Raw genomic sequence first — 586 nt, 5'->3', positions numbered from 1 at the left:
AGCGCACAGGTATCGGCGGCGTCTGTGACGTGGACGAACGCGGAGCCGGACACGCTGATGGAGCGGGTGCTTGCACCGGCCAACCTTAGGCGTGCGTATCAACGTGTGGTCAGCAACAAGGGCGCACCGGGTGCCGATGGCATGACGGTCGACGACTTGGCGGACTACGTGAAACAGTATTGGCCGACCCTCAAGGTGAGGTTGCTGGCCGGCGAGTATCACCCGCAGGGTGTACGCGCCGTTGACATCCCCAAGCCCAAAGGCGGAACACGGCAACTGGGTATTCCCAGCGTCGTGGATCGCTTGATCCAACAGGCACTGCTGCAACAGCTCACGCCAATCTTCGATCCTCTGTTCTCGGACTACAGCTACGGCTTTCGTCCGGGTAGAAGCGCTCACCAAGCCATCGAAACCGCTCGCGGCCACGTGGCAGCGGGTCACCGCTGGTGCGTGGAACTTGATCTCGAGAAGTTCTTTGATCGGGTCAACCACGATGTCCTGATGGTTTGCGTGGCGCGTCAAATCGAAGACAAGCGTGTGCTCACGCTGATCCGTCGTTACCTCGAAGCGGGAACGATGTCGGGCG

The 586-nt window shown here is 60.8% G+C and carries 1 protein-coding gene; it reads left to right on the top strand.

The window, feature by feature from the left end; genetic code table 11:
• A partial coding sequence (locus tag AAEZ09_RS27880) for a reverse transcriptase domain-containing protein (protein ID WP_350601576.1) occupies positions 1 to 586 on the top strand: 586 nt, incomplete at both ends.

The organism is Pseudomonas sp. 65/3-MNA-CIBAN-0223, from assembly GCF_040310425.1.
Lineage (GTDB): Bacteria > Pseudomonadota > Gammaproteobacteria > Pseudomonadales > Pseudomonadaceae > Aquipseudomonas > Aquipseudomonas gregormendelii.
The sequence above is the reverse complement of the archived record's forward strand: the minus strand, read 5'-3'. Positions and strand labels throughout refer to the sequence as shown.